We start from the raw sequence: 21,611 nt of genomic DNA, 5'->3' as shown, positions 1-21,611 counted from the left end.
TCGTTCTTGCTCCTTTTTGGAGCAAAAACGGGATTTTTCAGACTAAATCGCCCCAGAAACAACCTTTAATTAAGTGTAGGAATGTTCGCCGGACGAGTTGCACCTTTTCCGTAAAAAAATCGGGTTGCACCTGGTTGCACCTGAATTGCCCTACAGCTACTCTTGGCGTCAGCTTAGGCCACAGCCGTGGCAATAATGAGGATAAGAAATGGCGACGACCACCCTTGGGGTCAAACTCGATGACCCTACCCGTGAGCGACTCAAAGCAGCTGCGCAGTCCATCGACCGCACGCCGCATTGGTTGATCAAGCAAGCGATCTTCAATTACCTGGAGAAGCTCGAGGGTGGTGCCACCCTGACCGAACTCAACGGTCATGCCAGCAACCTGGTCGACGATGCTGGCGAAGTCCAGCCGGACCATGCTCACCAATGCTTCCTCGAATTCGCCGAGAGCATCCTGCCGCAATCGGTACTGCGCTCGGCCATCACCGCCGCTTACCGCCGCCCCGAGCAGGAAGTCATTCCGATGCTGCTGGAGCAGGCTCGCCTGAGCGCGCCACTGGCAGAGGCCACCAACAAACTGGCGGCCGGCATCGCCGAAAAACTGCGCAACCAGAAGAGCGCTGGCGGCCGCGCAGGCATCGTCCAGGGCCTGCTGCAAGAGTTCTCGCTGTCGTCCCAGGAAGGCGTGGCACTGATGTGCCTGGCAGAAGCCTTGCTGCGCATCCCAGACAAGGGCACCCGCGATGCGCTGATCCGCGACAAGATCAGCACCGGCAACTGGCAGCCGCACCTGGGCAACAGCCCATCGCTGTTCGTCAACGCCGCCACCTGGGGCCTGCTGCTGACCGGCAAGCTGGTGTCCACCCATAACGAATCCGGCCTCACCTCGTCGCTCACCCGTATCATCGGCAAAAGCGGCGAGCCGATGATCCGCAAGGGCGTCGACATGGCCATGCGCCTGATGGGCGAGCAGTTCGTCACCGGTGAAACCATCGCCGAAGCCCTGGCCAACGCCAGCCGTTTCGAGGCCAAGGGCTTCCGTTATTCCTACGACATGCTTGGCGAAGCCGCACTGACCGAGCACGACGCACAGAAGTACCTGGCATCCTACGAGCAAGCGATCCACTCGATCGGCAAAGCCTCGCATGGCCGCGGCATCTATGAAGGCCCGGGCATCTCGATCAAGCTGTCGGCCCTGCACCCGCGCTACAGCCGCGCCCAGTATGAGCGCGTGATGGAAGAGCTGTACCCGCGCCTGCTGTCGCTGACCCTGCTGGCCAAGCAATACGATATCGGCCTGAACATCGACGCCGAAGAAGCCGACCGCCTGGAGCTGTCGCTCGACCTGCTCGAGCGCCTGTGCTTCGAACCCTCGCTGGCAGGCTGGAACGGTATTGGCTTCGTCATCCAGGCCTACCAAAAGCGCTGCCCGTATGTGATCGACTATGTCATCGACCTGGCCAAGCGCAGCCGCCATCGCCTGATGATCCGCCTGGTGAAAGGCGCCTACTGGGACAGCGAAATCAAGCGCGCCCAGGTCGAAGGCCTGGAAGGCTACCCGGTCTACACCCGCAAGGTGTACACCGATGTGTCCTACGTTGCCTGCGCACGCAAACTGCTGGCCGTGCCCGAAGCCATCTACCCGCAGTTCGCCACCCACAACGCCCACACCCTGTCGGCCATCTACCACATCGCCGGCCAGAACTATTACCCCGGCCAGTACGAGTTCCAGTGCCTGCACGGCATGGGTGAGCCGCTGTACGAGCAAGTGGTCGGCAAGATTTCCGAAGGCAAGCTGAACCGTCCGTGCCGCGTCTATGCCCCGGTCGGCACCCACGAGACCCTGCTTGCGTACCTGGTTCGTCGCCTGCTGGAAAACGGTGCCAACACCTCGTTCGTCAACCGCATCGCCGACCACTCGATCTCCATCCAGGAACTGGTTGCCGACCCGGTCGCCAGCATCGAGCGCATGGCCACCCAGGAAGGCGGCATCGGCCTGCCACACCCGCGCATCCCGTTGCCGCGTGACCTGTACGGCACTGAGCGGGCCAACTCGGCCGGTATCGACATGGCCAACGAACACCGCCTGGCGTCGCTGTCCTGCGCCATGCTGGCCACTGCCCACAACGACTGGAAAGCCACCCCGCTGCTGGCCTGCGCCGCCAGCGAATCGGCTGCTGTGCCGGTGCTGAACCCAGCGGACCACCGCGATGTGGTCGGCCACGTCCAGGAAGCCACGGTTGCCGACGTCGACAACGCCATCCAGTGCGCCCTCAACGCCGCACCGATCTGGCAGGCCACCCCACCCGCCGAGCGCGCTGCGATCCTTGAGCGCACCGCCGACCTGATGGAAGCCGAGATCCAGCCGCTGATGGGCCTGCTCATCCGCGAGGCGGGTAAAACCTTCGCCAACGCCATCGCCGAAGTGCGCGAGGCCGTGGACTTCCTGCGCTACTACGCGGTGCAAGCCCGCAACGACTTCAGCAACGACGCCCACCGCCCATTGGGCCCAGTGGTGTGCATCAGCCCGTGGAACTTCCCGTTGGCAATCTTCAGCGGCCAGGTCGCCGCTGCACTCGCCGCGGGCAACCCAGTACTGGCCAAGCCCGCCGAGCAAACCCCGCTGATTGCCGCCCAGGCCGTGCGCCTGCTGCTGGAAGCCGGCATTCCGGAAGGCGTCCTGCAACTGCTGCCAGGCCGCGGCGAGACTGTCGGTGCCGGCCTGGTCGGTGACGAGCGCGTCAAAGGCGTGATGTTCACCGGTTCCACCGAAGTGGCCCGCCTGCTGCAACGCAACGTCGCCGGCCGCCTGGACAACCAGGGCCGCCCGATCCCGCTGATCGCCGAAACCGGCGGCCAGAACGCGATGATCGTCGACTCCTCGGCCCTGACCGAGCAGGTGGTGATCGATGTGGTGTCCTCGGCCTTCGACAGCGCCGGCCAGCGCTGCTCGGCACTGCGCGTGCTGTGCCTGCAGGAAGACTCCGCCGACCGTGTGATCGAGATGCTCAAGGGTGCCATGGCCGAAAGCCGCCTGGGCAACCCGGACCGCCTGGCCGTGGACATCGGCCCGGTGATCGACGCCGAAGCCAAGGCCGGCATCGAGAAGCACATCCAGGGCATGCGTGAAAAAGGCCGCTCGGTCTACCAGGTTGCCATCGCCGATGCGGCCGAGGTCAAACGCGGCACCTTCGTCATGCCAACCCTGATCGAGCTGGACAGCTTCGACGAACTCAAGCGCGAGATCTTCGGCCCAGTGCTGCACGTGGTGCGCTACAACCGCCGCAACCTCGACCAACTGATCGAGCAGATCAACAACTCCGGTTACGGCCTGACCCTCGGCGTGCACACCCGCATCGACGAGACCATCGCCAAAGTGGTGGAGAACGCCAACGCCGGCAACATGTACGTCAACCGCAACATCGTTGGCGCAGTGGTCGGCGTGCAGCCGTTCGGTGGTGAAGGCCTGTCCGGTACCGGCCCGAAAGCCGGCGGCCCGCTGTACCTGTACCGCTTGCTGTCGACCCGCCCGGCCGACGCCATTGGCCGTCACTTCCAGCAGCAGGATGGCGAAGGCAAGCCTGACCGCACCCTGCACGAGCAGCTGATCAAGCCGCTGCACAGCCTCAAGGCCTGGGCCGAGAGCAACCAGCAGGCCGACCTGGCTGCGCTGTGCACCCAGTTTGCCGGCCAGTCGCAGAGCGGCATCGCCCGCCTGCTGCCAGGCCCGACCGGCGAGCGCAACAGCTACACCATCCTGCCGCGCGAGCACGTGCTGTGCCTGGCGGACAACGAAGCCGACCTGCTGGCGCAGTTTGCTGCCGTCTTGGCGGTTGGCAGCTCGGCGGTATGGGCTGACGGCGAACCGGGCAAAGCCCTGCGCGCCCGCCTGCCGAAAGAGCTGCAGGCCAAGGTCAAGCTGGTAGCGGATTGGAACAAGGATGAAGTGGCGTTCGACGCCGTGATCCACCATGGCGATTCGGACCAGCTGCGTAGCGTGTGCCAGCAAGTGGCCAAGCGTGCCGGGGCGATCGTCGGTGTGCACGGGCTGTCCAGCGGCGACCACCAGATTGCGCTGGAGCGCTTGGTAATCGAGCGGGCGGTGAGTGTGAATACTGCTGCTGCGGGGGGTAATGCGAGCCTGATGACCATTGGTTGATGGCTTTTGATAAAAAAGGAGAGCTTCGGCTCTCCTTTTTTATGGGCGCATGTCTTGAGATGTTTGGCGCCTATGAGATCGAGCGCCGCCCGCGCGGCGCATCGCGAGCTGCGCTCGCTCCTACGTTTGTTTCGGGCCAATTATTCCTGCGCGATTTGTGCGCGAACGCTCTGATGCATGACACGATATCGCGTCGTACAAACCAGGCGGCCGCGCGTCTCTGGCACAGGCATGCCTGGCCCGAAACAAACGTAGGAGCGAGCGCAGCTCGCGATGCGCCGCGCGGGCGGCGCTCGGTTTCATAGGCGCTGTAAGAGGAATGGCAAGCACCTGTCAGCCTTAAGCGAATACTCCGCCGAACACCTTCGTGTGACCCATTGAGTCCGAGCTATGTGGACTAATTTTTCACCTGGATTGCGAGCCTCGGATCGCCTTTTTTGTATCTGGGCAAACTGACGCTCAGACCATGGATGAAAGGCTGACCAAGGCAAACAACTGCATCACGGCAATCGCAATGCCCAGCAACATCCAAAGCCAGTTGGCCAGTGTGAAACGGCTGTTGCCCACCCCCCCTGGGTCACCCGCACTGAAATTGATGCCTTTCTGCATGGGCACCAAGATGATCAGCCAAGCCAACTGAATGACAGCTCCTGCAACATAGGCAGCCAACCATTGATCATCCAGAGCGACGCTGGCAACCAGCCAAGCAATGGTCATACCGTAGTAGCCCAATGTCAGCCCCAGGATGGACCACGGATAGGTCCTCCCTGAGTCGCGAATCTGGTCATTTACCCTTCGCAATAATGGATAGATAAAAAACACAGCAAAAGCGCTTCGCCAGAATGGGCTGACCTGCTCTCCCGTTTTCGCGCTATGCAGCTTCCAACTTTGATAGAAGCAATACAACCAGTAGAAGCCGAAAGTGAAGAACGTCATCACGCCATATTTCATGGGAGAAACGACATAAAACGGTACTTCATGACCCTTGGCATCGGGCAATTCATTGTCGCGGGCATCACTCATTAGAAACGCTTCCTTATGAACACCAAAGCGCCTATTCAAGACCAGCTCGCGCTCAATCCGCAGTAGTCCGATTTCTCCTTGATTTGTGGGGAATGTCTCTGAATTGCCTGCGCTTGCGCTTCGCGACGTTTGACAGCACGGCCAAGCGAACCGGGGCGATCATTGATGTGCAGGAGCTATCCGCCAAAGCCACCAAAGACTCCAGCCTTTTGTTCCTTCGCAGGCAGCCAGAACGCACAACCAAAGCCATGCGCTGATATCGGGCAGTAGTAAGATCAAGGAAAGTGATGGAATTACAAAAAAAAGGCGAAAAGGCAGTTGAGCAAATGCCAGATAAACGCCAGCCCTTCGTCCCCAGCAAAGCAGCACACTGCTGACAGCAATGGAAAGCTGAGCAATCAGTCCTATCCAAACAAGGATTTCAAGTCCTCCACCCCACCGCTCCATATTTGAAAGCGCAGAATCGAAATCGCTAAAAAATGGTGTCACACCCCGATTTAGTCCAGCGACAACCACAAACCCCACATAAAAAGCATCCATACTTCCCCAAAAAAAACCAACCCAGCGCCGTGGTTCGATTACTGACACGCTTACCTCACTTAGCGGTACACACTTCTGAGTTATATCCCTGGCGGTGTTGGCATAAATTGAACAATGGTTTTAGCCAAAAAAGGATCTTCGATTTTGTGTAAATCTTCTTTCCAGCCCCTGCCACAACGCGACAACCATCTCATCACCTGCCCCTCTTGATTGAAGTCTTTACACTTACTCCAACCTGCTCATCGGTGCGTCAGCGATACCTCCTAAAATAATGTAGGACGTTTCCTTTTCTTACGGACAGCCCTACATCCTACTCACGAGCCTTGCAGGCATTCAGGTCCTTTTAAGCCCATATCACCCAGATCTATTGACCTGTTCCCACATCCGCACTCCCGCCTAGACTCGGCCAATGCCCGCTCAAGGACCGCCCCCATGCCCGAGACCCTGCTCAGCCCTCGCAACCTCGCCTTCGAGCTCTACGAAGTCCTAAACGCCGAAGCCCTCACCCAGCGCCCGCGCTTCGCCGAGCACAGCCGCGAAACCTTCGACGCCGCGCTGACCACCGCCCGCACCATCGCCGAAAAGTTCTTCGCCCCGCACAACCGCAAGGCCGATGAAAACGAGCCGCGCTTCGTCGACGGCCGCGCAGAGCTGATCCCCGAGGTGAAACCGGCCGTGGACGCCTTCCTCGAAGCGGGCTTTCTCAACGCCAACCGCGACTTCGAAGTCGGCGGCATGCAGTTGCCCAGCCTGGTCTCGCAGGCCTGCTTTGCGCACTTCCAGGCCGCCAACGCTGGCACCACGGCCTACCCATTCCTGACCATGGGCGCGGCCAATCTGATCGAAAGCTTCGGCACCGACGAACAAAAACGCCTGTTCCTGCAGCCGATGATCGAAGGCCGCTACTTCGGCACCATGGCGTTGACCGAGCCGCATGCGGGCTCGTCCCTGGCCGATATCCGCACCCGCGCCGAACCCGCTGGCGATGGCAGCTACCGGCTCAAGGGCAACAAGATCTTCATCTCTGGCGGCGACCACGAGCTGTCGGAAAACATCGTGCACATGGTGCTGGCCAAGCTGCCGGATGCACCTCCCGGGGTGAAGGGCATCTCGCTGTTCATCGTGCCCAAGTACCGGGTGAACCCGGATGGCAGCCGTGGCGAGCGTAACGATGTGCTGCTAGCTGGCCTGTTCCACAAGATGGGTTGGCGCGGCACCACCTCGACGGCGTTGAACTTCGGCGACAATGGCCAGTGCATCGGCTACCTGGTCGGCCAGCCGCACCAGGGCCTGGCCTGCATGTTCCAGATGATGAACGAGGCGCGCATCGGCGTTGGCATGGGCGCGGTGATGCTCGGATATGCCGGCTACCTGTACTCGCTGGACTACGCGCGCCAGCGGCCGCAAGGACGGTTGCCTGACAACAAGGACCCGCACAGCCCTGCCGTGCCGATCATCGGGCATACCGACGTCAAGCGCATGCTGCTGACGCAGAAGGCTTACGTTGAAGGCGCCTTCGACCTTGGCCTGTACGCCGCACGCCTGTTCGACGACACCCAGACAGCCGACGATGAGAGCACCCGGCAGCACGCCCAGGCACTGCTCGACCTGTTGACCCCGATCGTCAAATCCTGGCCATCGACCTTCTGCCTCAAAGCCAATGAGTTAGCGATCCAGGTCCTCGGCGGCCATGGCTACACCCGCGAATACCCCGTTGAGCAGTATTACCGCGACAACCGCCTGAACCCGATTCACGAGGGCACTGAAGGCATCCAGTCGCTCGACCTGCTCGGCCGCAAGCTTGCGCAAAACGGCGGCGCCGGGCTCAAGCAACTGATCCGCCTGATCGCCAGCACAGCCGAGCGCGCCTGCCACCACCCTGGCCTCGACACCCTGCGCCAGCCGCTGGAGCAGTTGGTCAATCGCCTGCAAGCCGTCACCCTTGCCCTGCTGGGTGACATGGCTCAGGGCAACGTCAGCACCGCCCTGGGCAACTCGGCCCTGTACCTCAAGGCCTTCGGCCACTGCGTGGTCGGCTGGCGCTGGCTGGAACAGGCGATCCACGCCGAACTCGGCCTGCTCAAAGGCAACGCCGACGACCGCGACTTCTACCTCGGCAAGCTCCAGGCCGCGCGCTACTTCCTGACCTGGGAAGTACCGGGCTGCCACAATGAGCTGGCATTGCTCGAGGTACGCGACGACACCTGCATCACCATGCAAGACGGGTGGTTCTAGCGACCAGCGCAGTGCCGCGCTCACGAGCCTCTATCTGTCACCCGTGTCGCTCAGCGCATTGGCAGGCGTGGCCAACCTGCGCGGCTGGCGGGTGATGGCGATACCTGCCGCGACCACCGCAATGCCCACGTAGGTTGTCCAATGGATCACGTCCCCGAACATCATCGCCGCCCATAACAACGTCACCGGAGGCTCGAGGTAGACCAGTGCCGAGACGCGGGTCGCCGAGAGCTTTGTCAGCAATATCCACAGGCTCAGGTAGGCAATGAACGTGGAGAACAGAGTCAGCCATGCGACCGCCGCCCAGACCTGTGTGCTGGCAGGCACTTCGATCAACCCCAGTGGCAAGCCTGCAGCCGTGAGCAGCAGCAGTGTCGCAGTCGATTGCAGAAACAACGGCATCAGCAGACCGTCCTTGCTGTGGTCCGTCGCCATGATCGATTGCCGACGCTGATACAGCGTGGCAATGGACAACGTGATGGCGGCGATCAGCGGCAGGGCGTAAAGCCAGAGGCTAAGCTGGCTCGCAGACAGGCTGTACTCTGCAAAAATGATCATGCTGACGCCGGCGAACCCCACCCCAAGCCCGAGCCATTCCTGCCGACCACTGCGCTCATGCTGGTTGTTGTTGCTCATCGATGCCGTGATCAATGGCTGCAGCGCACAAATGATGGCGGCAATCCCCGCCGGTAGCCCGCCCCGGATGGCGATGTAGACACTGACCAGATAGGCAAACTGCGCCAGGAAACCAATGACGGCGTTGTAACGTATCTGCGCCCACGTAAGCGCACGCAGCCGATGCACGACAAAAGGCAGCAGGCAGATGCTGACCAGCAGAAACCGCCAGAACAGCAGGTTGATGGCACCCGCGTCTTCCGTGCCCAGCCGGGCACCAATAAAGCCCGAACTCCAGGAAAGGACAAAGATGACTTGCAGCAGGATCAGGTACGGCGCACTGCTTGGCATGTTCACGCCCCTGTGTGATGCAATTGCGCGAACGTAATCGGCTCGATGCCTATTCTTGAAAACTGGCGGGCTGCTGATCGCTGCAAGGCCCAGCGCAACCCCAACCATTTAGGGATCGTCGCAGGGATGCCATCGTCGGAGGCCAAGTGCCAAAACCGGTTGGAGTCGTCACCAAAGTAGGGACAATGAAAGGACAGCACCAACGACATGCGTCGCCCGCTGACCACCGGGCGCACACCGTGGAACAATCGGCTGCCATAGATGAACAAGGCATCGCCAGGTGCGTCCAGGCGCGCATTTTCGAAGGTACGGTGATCCAGCGCATCAAAGCTGTCGACAGTGCCGTTATGGAACAGGAATTCGCCCCCGCTGTATTCGCAGGCCCCCGACAGCACGATGTTCAGCACGTAATTGGTGCCGTCTGTGTGCCACATGCCGAGTTGCTGCTGTTGCTCGACAGGCTTGGGGTAGAAATAGTTGACCTGCGAGCGCGCATTGACCATGGGGTAAGGCACCAGCGGCACGCCTGCAATGCGCGAGACAGCTAACAGGAATGAGCGGCTGCACATCATGTCGTTGATGAACGATGATAAAGCCGTCACCCCTCGCGTACGCCGCGAAATGATCCAGTCGCTGTCACTCGCCCCCTCCTCCAGACGGCTGCAGATGCCTTGCAAGGCCGCAACGCCCTCGGGCGTGAACAGCCGATGCACAACCGCCACCCCGGTGATGCTGTCCGCTGCGATTTTGGCGTGCGGGCTGTCGGCATACCCAAGCTGCCCAAGTGTTCGGGTGTCGCTGAGGACGGGCCCGTGCTGGCAAAGCAAATCGTCCGACCAGGGCAACTGCTCACTGAGGCAGATAGGCGATGGCCGCGGCGTGCGCTTCAATGTCGACTTGAGCGCCAGCTTCACGCGCCCTACGCCGCGTTCGAACAGGGGTAAGGTGTCTGAAGGATTCATGATGTGTCTGTCCCCGTAGAGTCACTACTGAAGGTACTTCGCGATCTGGTAGCGCACCGAGCCATCACCACTGGCGAACTCGTCCACCACACTGCAGTTGCAATGCCGGGCCCTGATGCGACGGAACTGTTCGGGCGTGTACTTGAGGCAGATGTTGGTCAGCAGGTACCCACGTTGCTGCAGACGCTGCACAGGTTGCAGGGTTACCGCGACATGGATGGGTTCATCCTGAATGAGTAGCGGTACGAGCATGGCTTCATGCTCGCCCGAGGGGATGAAGCCTTGTTGAAGCGCGACCATTTGGGAGAACTGGAGCATGCAGGGGTTGGCGTAGAACTTGAGGATGGTACTTTCCAGGCCTTCGTCGTAGACCTGCATTTCCGAAAGGATGTAGGTGGTGTTACCTGCAAGGCTACGAATCAGCCGCCCAGTGCTCACTGGCAGCTCGTTGCCCTCCTGAAACCCAAGCAGGGTGATGAGTGTGAGCTCCTGATCGTGACGCAAATCCTCATGGGTTACGGTGCGGTAATCAGCGGCGATGTAATTGAAACTGCCATCCTCGCGCACGATGGGCCCCACGGCATCGCTCATCGCGGCTTGCGAGGTCTGGTTGATATCGATGGCGGTGTAGCGGATGGAGCTGGACGTCTCGACCATTCGCTTCAGCAAGCAGGCGCTCTTGATCGGCTCCGGGCCCAGCTCCACATAGTGCACGCGGCGCCCACTGCTCAGCGCTGCCAACCGCTCGGCAACGTCGCCGATGACGGCCTTGAGCGCCCCCTGCCCCTCTGCATCAGCACAGAGCCCGCTCTGACCTACGCCTTGCTCATTCAAGGCGCGCATAAGCAGAAATATCTCGTGGTTGAAACGGTGGTCGCTTTCAGGTCCCGGCTCAGGCTGGGCCAATGTCGAGTACTTCTCGTGGTTCTCGACAGTCCATAGTCGTGCGTGCTGGTAAGCGGGGTTGCGCACGAGTGCATCTACCACGAAGTCGTTCAGGCTCATCCGTATCATTCCATTGCAATTCAGGGGGCATGCGGGCTTCGACCCCACAGTAAGAGTGGGTATAAAGGCTGTACAGTTGATTAAATCGAAGCGCTGGTTCGATCCGACCAAATCAGGTGGCTCCATGGGCAAAGGCCTCGACATCGATGTACTGAGAACCTTCCAGGCAGTGGCCCGGCTAGGCCGTTTCAAGGCGGCGGCCGACTACGTCCACCGCAGCCCATCGGCGGTGACGACGCAGATCCAGAAGCTGGAGGGAAAGATCGGGCAACAATTGTTCACACGCAGTAACCAGTCGGTGGAGCTAACCCCTGCGGGCCGTCAGCTGATGGGCGAAGCGACACGTTTCTTGATGGCTCACGACAGGCTACTGGCCACGCTGTCGCCACAGCAGATGACCGGCAAGGTGCGCATAGGCGTACCCGACGGTTATGCCGCCAACCTCATGAGCGACTTTCTACCGGTGTTCGTCGCCAACAACCCGAAGCTGGAGTTGGAGGCTGTAGCGCGATCCAGCGCAGAGCTCATCGACCTGTTTGCGCGACAGCGGCTGGACCTGGCTGTAGCGGTTAGCAGTGACGACTGGCAGCAAGGCGAGTGGCTTCGCTCGACGCAGCCGCGCTGGGCCGCAGCGCCTGGATTCAGCCATGACCCCAATCGCCCCTTGCCGCTGGCACTGCAGTTGAAGGGTTGCCCGTACCGGGAGGCGGCCTTGCAGGCACTGAAAGCCCAAGGCATTGCGTACCGTGTGCTGCTGGAAAGCGCCAACTGGCACGCGGTACTGGCCTGCATGAGAAGTGGCCTGGCCGTGGGCATTGTCGAAGGGCTGGATAGCACGGATACCTCACTCGCGTACGTGGAAGGGCTGGGCTTGCCCGACCTCGAAAAGCACCACGTCTACTTGCTGACGGACACCTCGCACCATGTCGCAACGCATCTGAATGCTATGTTGAAGGCCGCCATCCAGAAAGTGGGCGTAACAACGCCGCCCCATTGCTGGGAGGGCGGTGGTTGAACGGCCCGCGTTATTTCCTGACCAGGGAAGTACCTGGCTGCCATAATGAGCTGGCATTGCTCGTGGCCCGTGACGATACAGGCCTAGGCATGCGAGTGGCGTGGTTCTAGGGGGAGCCACCACTGACTCGGAGGTTCCCGCATGTTCGATTCCAGCGCCCTGTTGCGCCAGCGCTTTGCTGGGCTGCGCAGCACGGCCGAGTTGTTTTCCCTGCGTCATGTGAAGCAGTCGTACCAGGCATTGTCTGTGCGTCGCAATGTGGCCGAGCCGCCCTTCTTCAGCCAGGACGAGGGTGCCATGCTCACCGTGCGGGTCAGCGGCGTTGAGGCCTATGCGGCCACCGCCGACCTGTCCCAACAAGGCTTGCAGCAGGCGCTCGAACGCGCCGAAGCGCTGGCCCGGCAGATCGCCAGGCATAGCCTGCTGGACCTGCGCGACCAACCGGTGACCAGCGCACGCCACGACCATGTCTCGCCCAACTTCGACCAGCCACTGCCCAACCTCGCCGATTGCCTGGGCCTGCTCGCCGCCGAGTCGGCCAGCGTGCCCCAGGACAGCCGCCTGGTGGATTGGCAAGCCGGCCTGGACATCACCCTGGTCGAACAAACCTACCTCAACTCCGCCGGCGCCGAGTTGCGCCACGCCCAGCGCTTCCTGTTCCCAGGCCTGAGCGTGACGGCCAGCGACGGCCAAGACAGCCAGAGCCGCAGCCTGGGCCGGGACAACTTTGGCCAGCAGGGTGGCTTCGAGGTCATCGAGCGCTGTGGCCTGGTGGGCGCCGCCCGGCGGGTCGCCGACGAGGCGCTGCAACTGCTGTTGGCGCCCAATACACCCAGCGGCCCACGTGACCTGCTGCTGATGCCCGACCAGATGATGCTGCAGATTCACGAGTCCATCGGCCACCCGCTGGAGATGGACCGCATTCTCGGCGACGAGCGCAACTACGCCGGCACCAGTTTCGTCAACGCCAGTGACTTCGGCCACCTGCAATACGGCTCGAAGCTGCTCAACGTGACCTTCGACCCGACCATCGGCGAAGAACTCGCCAGCTACAGCTACGACGATGACGGCACCCAGGCCAGCAAGCAGTTCCTGATCCGCGATGGCGTGCTACTGCGCCCGTTGGGCGGCGCCCTGTCGCAGTTCCGCTCCGGCCTGGACGGCGTGGCCAACAGCCGTGCCTGTGGCTGGAACCGCGCACCGATCGACCGCATGGCCAACCTCAACATCGAGCCGGGCGACCGCTCGCTGGCGCAGCTGGTCAAGGGCATCGAGCACGGCATCCTGATGCGCACCAACCGCTCCTGGTCCATCGACGATGCCCGCAACAAGTTCCAGTTCGGCTGCGAGTGGGGCCAACTGATCGAAAACGGCGAGCTCAAGGGCATCGTCAAGAACCCCAACTACCGCGGCATCTCGGCGCAGTTCTGGCGCAACTTGTCCGCTGTCGGCGACGCCAGCACCTTCCAGGTGCTCGGTACGCCCAATTGCGGCAAAGGCGAGCCCAACCAGGTGGTGCGGGTCGGCCATGCTTCGCCGGCCTGCGTGTTCAGCCAGATCGATGTCTTCGGAGGCGACGCCTGATGAGCGCCACACCCCAACACCGTTTCGAAAGCCTGCTTGGCGCCCTGCGCGATGCCCTGCAGCCGGGCGAACAGTTCACCTTTGGCTACAGCGCCGAGCAGTCGCAGTTCGTGCGCTTCAACCACGCCAAGGTGCGCCAGGCCGGCGAGGTGAGCCAGGCCAGTGTGCAACTGCGCCTGATCTGTGATGGCCGCCAGGCCGAGCAGTTGATCACCTTGGGCGATGATGCCGTGCTGGACCGCGCGCGCCTGGCCGATGCCCTGGGCCAACTGCGCCAGACCCTGCCCCTGCTGGCCGTCGATCCCTACCTGCGCCTGGACGAAACCCCGTGGAACAGCCACAGCCAGCAAGACCACACGCTGCCGGAACTGGATGAAGTGCTGGCCTTGATCGAACAGGAAGCCGGCGACCTGGACCTGGTCGGCATCTACGCCGCCGGGCCGATCTGTCGCGGCTTCGCCAGCTCGTTCGGGGCCTTTGGCTGGCACCAGGCCAACAGTTTCAACATGGACTGGAGCCTGTTCCACAGCAACGGCCAGGCCGTGAAAGCCAACTATGCCGGGCAGGCCTGGAGCGCTGACGAGTTCGTCGCGCGCCTGCGCCTGGCCCGCGAGCAACTGGCGTTCCTGGGCCGCCCTGCCATCACCTTGAAACCGGGCAGTTACCGCGCCTACCTGGCGCCAGCGGCCATGGACGAGATCGCCGGCATGCTGTGCTGGGGCGGGTTTTCTGCGCAGGCCCTGGCCACTGGCAACAGCGCCCTGCAGCGCCTGTATAACGGCGATGCCCAACTGAGCCCGCTGGTCAGCTTCGACGAGCAGGTCAGCGGTTCGCTGAGCCCGGCGTTTTCGGATGAGGGGTCACCCCGCCTCGATGTGCCGCTGATCCAACAAGGCAAGGCCGTGCAGCGCCTGATCAGCGCACGCAGTGCGGCCGAGTTCGCGCTGGTGGCGAATGGCGCCGACAGCTACGAGTCGCCCTGCGCCTTGAGCCTGGCGGCGGGCAACCTGGCCAGTGAAGCAATCCTCGAACGGCTGGGCACCGGGCTGTATATCAGCAATTTGTGGTACCTGAACTACTCGGACCTGCCAGCAGCACGCATGACCGGCCTGACCCGTTTTGCCACCTTCTGGGTGGAGAATGGCCAGATTCAGGGGCCGGTAAGTACCATGCGCTTCGATGACAGCCTGTACAGTTTGCTGGGCAGCCAACTGGAGGACCTGACGCACGAGCGCGAGATGATCCTGTCTACCAGTACCTATGGACAGCGCAGTACTGGGTCGAGTCATTTACCGGGAGCATTGGTCAAAGGCCTGACCCTGACATTGTGATAGGCATTACCGGCCCTTTCGCGGGGCAAGCCCGCTCCCACAGAGATGTCACCCCATTCGAGGGCAGTGGAGATCCTGTGGGAGCGGGCTTGCCCCGCGAAGAGGCCGGCACTGACAAACGAGGACGTCATGCCCGAACGCACCCCGCTGGACCCCGTCACCGCCCGCTGGATCCCCTGGGTCGTGGCCATCGCTTTCTTCATGCAGTCCCTGGACGGCACCATTCTCAACACCGCGCTGCCGGCCATGGCCCGCTCGCTGGAAGAGGACCCGCTGCGCATGCAAGGCGTGATCATCGCCTACATGCTCACCGTGGCCTTGCTGATTCCCGCCTCCGGCTGGATCGCCGACCGCTTTGGCACCAAACGCATCTTCTTCAGCGCAATCCTGTTGTTCAGCTTCGGCTCGCTGTTGTGCGCCGCCGCCAACAGCCTGGGCTTTCTGATCCTGGCACGCGTCGTTCAAGGCCTGGGCGGTGCGCTGATGCTGCCGGTCGGGCGGCTGGTGGTGTTGCGCGCCTACCCCCGCACCGAGCTGGTGCGGATCATGAGCTTCATCACCATCCCCGGCCTGCTCGGCCCCCTGCTCGGCCCAACGGTCGGTGGCTGGCTGGTGGAAATCCTCAGCTGGCACTGGATCTTCCTGCTCAACCTACCGGTCGGTGCCATCGGCTGTTATGCCGTGTGGAAGTTCATCCCTGACCTGCGCGGCGCCGAGCGCACCAGCTTCGATGGCCCAGGCTTCCTCTTGTTCGGCGCGGCGATGGTGCTGATCACCATCGCCATGGAAGGCTTGGGCGAGTTGCACTTGCCGCACTTGCGGGTAATGTTGCTGCTGTTCGCTGGCATGGCCTGCCTGGCCGCCTACTGGCTACGGGCCGGGCGCGATCCCGAGCCGTTGTTCTCGCCCAGCCTGTTCCGCGTACGCACCTTTGCCATCGGCATCCTCGGCAACCTGTTCGCGCGCCTGGGCAGCGGCGCCCTGCCCTTCCTCGTGCCCTTGCTGTTGCAGGTGGCATTGGGCTATTCACCAGCCCAGGCAGGCATGAGCATGATCCCGCTGGCTGCAGCGGCGATGCTGGCCAAGTCCATCGCCCGGCCGCTGATCGAGCGCTTCGGCTACCGCATCATCCTCACCGGCAATACCCTGCTGCTGGGCCTGCTGCTGGCCAGCCTCGGCCTGGTCGACGAGCAGACGCCCTACGCCGTGCTGCTGATACAGCTGGGCCTGCTCGGCGCCGTGAACTCCATGCAGTTCACGGCCATGAACACGGTGACCCTGATCGACCTCGACGATGCCAGCGCCAGCAGCGGCAACAGCCTGCTGTCGGTGGTCGCGCAACTGGCGCTGAGCCTGGGTGTGGCCTGCGCCGGGGCATTGCTGGGCGGCTTCACGGCAGCGGGCAGTGCCGAAGGGGTGGAAAGCACCTTGGGCGCCTTCCAGCTGACCTTCGTGACCATCGGCATCATGGCCATGCTGGCCGCAGCGATCTTCCTGCAACTGGCGCCGACAGACGGAAGGCGTGCCCGTCGTCCGGAACAACACATGGAGTCGTAGGGCGAATGGCCATGAGGCTGGTAGACTGTGCGGCATTTTTCGCTTCGCCACACAGGCCCGCCTCGTGACCACCGAATCCACCGCCTTTGCCACCCTGCCGCTGTCCGCCGCCATGCTGGCCAACCTGGACGCCCTCGGCTATGCCTCGATGACGCCGATCCAGGCCCAGAGCCTGCCGGTCATCCTCAAGGGCCAGGACCTGATCGCCCAGGCCAAGACCGGCAGCGGCAAGACCGCTGCGTTCGGCATCGGCCTGCTGAACCCGATCAACCCGCGCTACTTCGGTTGCCAGGCGCTGGTCCTGTGCCCGACCCGCGAGCTCGCCGACCAGGTCGCCAAAGAGTTGCGCCGGCTGGCCCGCGCCGAAGACAACATCAAGATCCTGACCCTCTGCGGCGGCGTTTCGCTCGGCCCGCAGATCGCGTCGCTGGAGCATGGTGCGCACATCATCGTCGGCACCCCGGGGCGCATCCAGCAGCACCTGGACAAAGGCACCCTGGTACTCGACGGGCTCAATACGCTGATCCTCGACGAAGCTGACCGCATGCTCGACATGGGCTTCTTCGATGCCATCGCCAGCATCATCGGCAAGACCCCAGCCCGCCGCCAGACCCTGCTGTTCTCGGCCACCTACCCGTCCGGCATCAAGCAGCTTGCCGCAGACTTCATGCGCAACCCGCAGCAGGTCAAGGTCGAAAGCCTGCACACCGACAACCAGATCGAACAACGCTTCATCGAAATCGACGCGCAACAGCGCCTCGAAGCGGTGACCCGCGTGCTCGGCCACTATCGCCCGCAATCGTGCGTGGCGTTCTGCTTCACCAAGCAGCAGTGCGAAGACGTGGTCGCCCACCTCACGGCCAAAGGCATCGTCGCCCAGGCCCTGCACGGTGACCTCGAACAGCGCGACCGCGACCAAGTGCTGGCCATGTTCGCCAACCGCAGCAGCTCGGTGCTGGTGGCGACCGACGTGGCCGCGCGCGGCCTGGACATCGACGGCCTGGACATGGTGCTCAACGTCGAGCTGGCGCGTGACGCCGAGATCCACGTGCACCGTGTCGGCCGTACCGGCCGTGCCGGCGAGAAGGGCGTTGCGGTCAGCCTGGTGGCCCCGGCCGAAGGCCACCGCGCCCAGGCCATCGAAGCGCTGCAGAAGAGCCCGCTGCGCTGGGACCAGTTGGGCAGCCTGAAAAATAAAGGTGGCGAGCCGCTGCTGCCGGTGATGAGCACCTTGTGCATCGCTGCCGGGCGCAAGGACAAACTGCGCCCGGGTGACATCCTCGGCGCATTGACCGGCGATGCCGGCATCCCGGGCAAGCAGGTGGGCAAGATCGCCATCTTCGATTTCCAGGCCTTCGTGGCAGTGGAGCGGGCACTGGCCAAGCAGGCGATGCAGCGCCTGAACAGCGGCAAGATCAAGGGCCGCGCCCTGAAAGTCCGCATCATCTAAAACTTTTGGGGCCGCTTTGCGGCCCTTTCGCGACACAAGGCCGCTCCTACACGGGTTACGCGATCCCCTGTAGGAGCGGCCTTGTGTCGCGAAAGGGCTGCAAGGCAGCCCCAGCAATCTTCAAGAGGTAACCCGTGCACACCACCGACGTGATCATCCTCGGCGCCGGCGCCGCCGGCCTGATGTGCGCCCAGCTCAGCGCCCGCCGTGGCCGCCGGGTACTGCTGCTCGACCACGCCAACAAGCCAGGCAAGAAAATCCTCATGTCCGGCGGCGGGCGCTGCAACTTCACCAACATGTACACCGAGCCTGCCAACTTCCTTTCGCACAACGCGCACTTCTGCAAGTCGGCGCTGGCCCGCTACACCCAGTGGGACTTCATCGAGCTGGTGGCCAAGCATGGCGTGCCGTATCACGAGAAGAAGCTCGGGCAGCTGTTCTGCGACAACAAGGCCAGCGACATCCTCAACATGCTCCTGGCCGAGTGCGACGAGGCCGGTGCCGAGTTGCGCATGGACACCAGCATCTCGCACATCGAGAAAACCGAAAACGGCTACCTGCTGCAAACCAGTGCCGGGCAGTTCGCCTGCCAGTCGCTGGTGATCGCCACCGGCGGCCTGTCGATCCCGACCCTGGGTGCTACCGGTTTCGGCTACCAGGTGGCGCGCCAGTTCGGCCACACCCTGCTGCCGACCCGCGCCGGGCTGGTGCCCTTCACCATCACCGAGCCCCAACTCAAGGCACTGTGCACTGAACTGTCGGGCACCTCGCTGGACTGCACGGCCAGCTGCAACGGCACCAGCTTCCGCGAGAACCTGCTGTTTACCCACCGCGGCCTGAGCGGCCCGGCGATTCTGCAGATCTCCTCGTTCTGGGAGGCCGGCGACACGGTGGAGATCAATCTGCTGCCGGACCGCGATGCACTGACCTGGCTGCAACAGCAGCAGGCCGAGCGCGCCAACGCGGAACTGAAGACGGTGCTTGGCGAGGTGTTCACCCGCAAGCTGGCCAACCTGTTGGCCGAGCAGTGGTTCGAATCGAAGCCGATGAAGCAGTACACCCCGGCAGAACTGGCCCAGATCGCCGAAAAACTGGCAGCCTGGCAGGTGGTACCGGCTGGCACCGAGGGCTATCGCACCGCCGAAGTGACGCTGGGCGGCGTGGACACCCGCGAGGTGTCGTCCAAGACCATGGAGTCGCTCAAAGCCCCGGGGCTGTACTTCATTGGCGAGGTGCTGGATGTCACCGGCCACCTGGGCGGTTTCAATTTCCAGTGGGCATGGGCATCGGCTAACGCTGCGGCGCAGTTCGTGTAGAGTAGAATCCATTCAGCAGCACGGAACGCTTCTTGCTGGTCCGTGCGGCACTGTATTCATTCGATCACAGCCCAAGGCCATCATGTCATCGAGCTCGTTCCGTCAGTCACTGCGTCGCCTGTGGGGCCAAGACAAGTTCAGCTACAGCATCAGGGTTACGGTCGCCCTTACCGGCAGCATGGCCTTGTGCTGGTACCAGGATGAAATGGCCCTGCTGATCCCCTTGTTCCTGGGCATCATCGCCAGCGCCCTGGCCGAAACCGACGACAGCTGGCAAGGCCGGCTCAGCGCGCTGGCGGTAACCCTGGTGTGTTTTGCCATCGCCGCGCTGTCGGTCGAGCTACTGTTCCCCTACCCCTGGATCTTCGCCGGCGCCCTGGCCCTGGCGGCCTTCGGCCTGACCATGCTCGGTGCACTGGGCGAGCGCTATGGTGCGATCGCTTCAGCCACGCTGATTTTGTCGGTGTACACCATGATCGGCGTGGACCAACGCGGCGGCCAGGTGAATGACTTCTGGCACGAGCCGATGCTACTGGTGGCGGGCGCGGCCTGGTACGGCCTGCTGTCGGTGCTGTGGCAAGCGTTGTTCTCCAATCAGCCGGTGCAGCAAAGCCTGGCCAAACTGTTTTTCGAGCTGGGGCGCTACCTCAAGCTCAAGGCCAACCTGTTCGAACCGATCCGCAACCTCGACCTGGAGGCCCGCCGCCTGGAGCTGGCTCAGCAAAATGGCAAGGTGGTCGCGGCGCTCAACGCTGCCAAGGAAATCATCCTGCACCGGGTCGGCAACAGCCAGCCAAATTCCAAGGTCAGCCGTTACCTGAAACTGTACTTTCTGGCCCAGGATATTCACGAGCGCGTCAGCGCCTCGCATTACCCGTACAACGCCCTGGCCGAAGCATTCTTCCACAGCGACGTGATGTTCCGCTGCCAGCGCCTGCTGCGTCATCAAGGCTCCGCCTGCCAAGACCTGGCGCGCTCGATCCGCTTGCGCCAGCCGTTCGTGCTCGACAGCCGGTTTGCCGACACCCTGGAAGACCTCAACGCCTCCCTGGAGCACTTGCGCAACCAGAACAACCCGGCCTGGCGTAGCCTGCTGCGGTCGTTGCGGGCACTGGCGGCCAACCTTGCCACCCTCGACCGCCTGCTGGGCGCCGCCAGCAACCCGGACAGCCTGGCCGATGCCAGTGACAGCAGCCTGCTCGACCGTTCGCCACGCTCGCTGAAGGATGTGTTGAGCCGCCTGCGCACCCAGCTCACGCCGACCTCGCTGCTGTTCCGCCACGCCCTGCGCCTGTCGCTGGCACTGTCGATCGGCTACGGCATGGTGCATTTGATTCACCCGACCCAGGGCTACTGGATCATCCTCACCACCCTGTTCGTCTGCCAGCCCAACTATGGCGCAACCCGGCGCAAGCTGGTGCAGCGGGTGTTCGGCACGGCCATCGGTTTGACGGTCGGCTGGGCCCTGTTCGACCTGTTCCCCAGCCCGATCATCCAGTCGATGTTCGCCGTGGTCGCCGGGGTGGTGTTCTTCGTCAACCGCACCACCCGGTACACCTTGGCAACCGCAGCGATCACCTTGATGGTGCTATTCTGCTTCAACCAGATCGGCGACGGCTACGGCCTGTTCCTGCCGCGCCTGTTCGATACCCTGGTGGGCAGCCTGATCGCCATTCTGGCGGTGTTCCTGTTCCTGCCCGACTGGCAAGGCCGGCGCTTGAACAAGGCGCTGGCCAACACTTTGGCCTGCGCCAGCGTGTACCTGCGCCAGATCATGCAGCAGTATGCCCACGGTAAACGCGACGACCTCGCCTACCGCCTGGCCCGCCGCAATGCCCACAACGCCGATGCGGCGCTGTCGACCACGCTGGCCAACATGCTCATGGAGCCGGGGCACTTCCGCAAGGAAGCGGACGTTGGCTTCCGTTTCCTGGTGTTGTCGCACACGCTGCTCAGCTACCTCTCCGGGCTTGGCGCGCACCGCGACACCGCCTTGCCGGCGGAGGTGCAGGAGCAGTTGATCGAGGGCGCGGGGCAAAGCCTGGCCAACAGCTTGGATGAAATCGCCAATGGCCTGGCGGCGCGGCTACCGGTGGCGATCCACAGTGATGCCGAAGAAGCGCTGGCCAACGACCTGGAACAGATGCCGGAAGAGCTGGATGAGCACCAGCGGTTGGTGCAGACCCAGCTGGCACTGATTTGCAGGCAGTTGGGGCCATTGCGCACGTTGGCGGCGCACCTGGTCAAGGAAAGCGCGCCGGCCTAAATGCTATGTGGCCTGTGGCGGCCTCTTCGCGGGTGAACCCGCTCCCACAGGGGGTGTGTATCGCTTGTGTGGGAGCACCAGCGGTTGGTGCAGACCCAGCTGGCACTGATTTGCAGGCAGTTGGGGCCATTGCGCACGTTGGCGGCGCACCTGGTCAAGGAAAGCGCGCCGGCCTAAATGCTATGTGGCCTGTGGCGGC

The 21,611-nt window shown here is 62.8% G+C and carries 14 protein-coding genes; 9 read left to right on the top strand and 5 right to left on the bottom strand.

The annotated features are described in order from the left end of the window. Nucleotides 1-208 precede the first annotated feature (208 nt). Complete coding sequence (gene putA / locus OO306_RS21125) at nt 209-4,162, top strand: trifunctional transcriptional regulator/proline dehydrogenase/L-glutamate gamma-semialdehyde dehydrogenase (protein ID WP_265969824.1); 3,954 nt, start codon at nt 209-211, stop codon at nt 4,160-4,162. 459 nt (nt 4,163-4,621) lie between these two features. On the opposite strand, the gene OO306_RS21120 is transcribed toward putA, so the two are convergent. Then, a complete protein-coding gene (locus OO306_RS21120) occupies nt 4,622-5,185 on the bottom strand; it encodes a hypothetical protein (RefSeq protein ID WP_027592481.1) in 564 nt (187 codons plus the stop codon). Nucleotides 5,186-5,344: 159 nt separating this feature from the next. After that, nucleotides 5,345-5,773: a hypothetical protein gene (locus OO306_RS21115; RefSeq protein WP_265969823.1), complete on the bottom strand. Its 429-nt coding sequence runs from the start codon at nt 5,771-5,773 to the stop codon at nt 5,345-5,347. A gap of 384 nt (nt 5,774-6,157) precedes the next feature. Here OO306_RS21115 and OO306_RS21110 point away from each other — a divergent pair, with 384 nt between their 5' ends. After that, nucleotides 6,158-7,960, top strand: a complete 1,803-nt coding sequence (locus tag OO306_RS21110) for an acyl-CoA dehydrogenase (RefSeq protein WP_265969822.1) — start codon at nt 6,158-6,160, stop codon at nt 7,958-7,960. Between the two features lie 30 nt (nt 7,961-7,990). Here OO306_RS21110 and OO306_RS21105 read toward each other — a convergent pair whose 3' ends face one another. From OO306_RS21105 to OO306_RS21095, 3 genes are read right to left on the bottom strand one after another with little or no spacing between them, the layout of a single operon-like run. After that, nucleotides 7,991-8,926, bottom strand: coding sequence for a DMT family transporter (locus OO306_RS21105; protein ID WP_265969821.1), 936 nt, complete (start codon nt 8,924-8,926; stop codon nt 7,991-7,993). 2 nt (nt 8,927-8,928) lie between these two features. Next, nucleotides 8,929-9,888: a 2OG-Fe(II) oxygenase gene (locus tag OO306_RS21100; protein ID WP_265969820.1), complete on the bottom strand. Its 960-nt coding sequence runs from the start codon at nt 9,886-9,888 to the stop codon at nt 8,929-8,931. A 24-nt stretch (nt 9,889-9,912) separates the two neighbouring features. After that, nucleotides 9,913-10,893 (bottom strand): hypothetical protein, encoded by a 981-nt coding sequence (locus OO306_RS21095; RefSeq protein WP_265969819.1) that lies wholly within the window; start codon nt 10,891-10,893, stop codon nt 9,913-9,915. Nucleotides 10,894-11,017: 124 nt separating this feature from the next. On the opposite strand from OO306_RS21095, the gene OO306_RS21090 reads away from it, so the two are divergent. The 7 genes from OO306_RS21090 (at nt 11,018) to yccS (ending at nt 21,412) form a co-directional block, all read left to right on the top strand. Then, nucleotides 11,018-11,908, top strand: a complete 891-nt coding sequence (locus tag OO306_RS21090) for a LysR family transcriptional regulator (protein WP_265969818.1) — start codon at nt 11,018-11,020, stop codon at nt 11,906-11,908. Nucleotides 11,909-12,049: 141 nt separating this feature from the next. Next, nucleotides 12,050-13,492, top strand: coding sequence for a TldD/PmbA family protein (locus tag OO306_RS21085; RefSeq protein WP_186677300.1), 1,443 nt, complete (start codon nt 12,050-12,052; stop codon nt 13,490-13,492). Then, nucleotides 13,492-14,823: a TldD/PmbA family protein gene (locus OO306_RS21080; RefSeq protein ID WP_265969817.1), complete on the top strand. Its 1,332-nt coding sequence runs from the start codon at nt 13,492-13,494 to the stop codon at nt 14,821-14,823. Before OO306_RS21085 ends, OO306_RS21080 begins: the two co-directional genes overlap by 1 nt. A 129-nt stretch (nt 14,824-14,952) precedes the next feature. Next, nucleotides 14,953-16,380, top strand: coding sequence for a multidrug transporter subunit MdtD (gene mdtD / locus OO306_RS21075; protein WP_099430611.1), 1,428 nt, complete (start codon nt 14,953-14,955; stop codon nt 16,378-16,380). Nucleotides 16,381-16,492: 112 nt separating this feature from the next. Beyond that, a complete protein-coding gene (gene dbpA / locus OO306_RS21070) occupies nt 16,493-17,830 on the top strand; it encodes an ATP-dependent RNA helicase DbpA (protein ID WP_265969830.1) in 1,338 nt (445 codons plus the stop codon). Nucleotides 17,831-17,964: 134 nt separating this feature from the next. After that, the gene (locus OO306_RS21065; RefSeq protein ID WP_099455527.1) at nt 17,965-19,146 is read left to right on the top strand and encodes an NAD(P)/FAD-dependent oxidoreductase; all 1,182 of its coding nucleotides are present in this window, start codon (nt 17,965-17,967) and stop codon (nt 19,144-19,146) included. Nucleotides 19,147-19,228: 82 nt separating this feature from the next. After that, nucleotides 19,229-21,412 carry a YccS family putative transporter gene (gene yccS, locus OO306_RS21060; protein ID WP_238215699.1) on the top strand — a complete coding sequence of 728 codons (2,184 nt, stop codon included), beginning with the start codon at nt 19,229-19,231 and terminating at the stop codon, nt 21,410-21,412. Nucleotides 21,413-21,611 lie beyond the last annotated feature (199 nt).

The sequence above is a fragment of the Pseudomonas sp. DCB_AW genome, assembly GCF_026240895.1.
Lineage (GTDB): Bacteria > Pseudomonadota > Gammaproteobacteria > Pseudomonadales > Pseudomonadaceae > Aquipseudomonas > Aquipseudomonas kermanshahensis.
The sequence above is the reverse complement of the archived record's forward strand: the minus strand, read 5'-3'. Positions and strand labels throughout refer to the sequence as shown.